Below are 821 nucleotides of genomic sequence, written 5' to 3' on the forward strand. Positions count from 1 at the left end.
CACGATCACGATCACGATCACGATCACGATCATCACTAATTCACCACACACTATTTCTATATAAGTTTACAGTCGGGGCATTCATCATGGCATCAAAAAATGGTCCTCTCCGTGTCGGCATCGGCGGCCCGGTTGGTTCAGGAAAAACAACTCTTACGGAAAAACTTTGTCGGCTATTGCGACACCATTTTTCGATTGCGGTTATAACAAACGATATTTACACAAAGGAAGATGCTCTCATACTTGCACGCCGCCAGGCGCTATCGGAAGATCGCATTATGGGCGTGGAAACAGGGGGCTGCCCCCATACCGCCATTCGAGAAGATGCTTCGATCAATCTTCAGGCTATTGCCGAAATGAATCGCAAATTTCCCGATCTGGATATTGTTTTTATTGAATCCGGCGGAGACAATCTTGCCGCAACATTTTCTCCCGATTTGGCTGACATAACCCTTTACGTGATTTCGGTGTGCCAAGGTGAAGAAATTCCGAGAAAGGGCGGCCCGGGCATAACTCGCTCGGACTTTCTCGTAATCAACAAAAGCGATCTTGCTCCCCACGTCAATGTCGATCTTGCCACCATACAGAGCGATGCCGAACGCATGCGATCAGGGAGACCTTTTGGCTTTACAGATCTTGTACGCGGTCATGGCTTATCTCAAATCGTTGACTTTCTGATTGAAAATGGTGGTTTAGATCCTATTCGAGAAGTTTCTGGTGCAAATAGGGTTTGATAATCGCGGCTGTGCGCAGAGCCGCGATCTCATCTCTGGGGTGGACGGAGCGATGCTCCATAGAGGCAGGCGATTTAGAAATTTTAG

1 protein-coding gene is annotated in these 821 nt (G+C 47.9%); it reads left to right on the plus strand.

Features of this window, described 5'->3' with window-relative positions; translation table 11 throughout:
* The first annotated feature begins 86 nt into the window (after window positions 1-86).
* Window positions 87-734 carry an urease accessory protein UreG gene (gene ureG, locus ABE530_RS19620; RefSeq protein ID WP_499695724.1) on the plus strand — a complete coding sequence of 216 codons (648 nt, stop codon included), beginning with the start codon at window positions 87-89 and terminating at the stop codon, window positions 732-734.
* Window positions 735-821: the final 87 nt, after the last annotated feature.

This window comes from Brucella sp. TWI559 (genome assembly GCF_039674265.1).
Lineage (GTDB): Bacteria > Pseudomonadota > Alphaproteobacteria > Rhizobiales > Rhizobiaceae > Brucella > Brucella chromiisoli.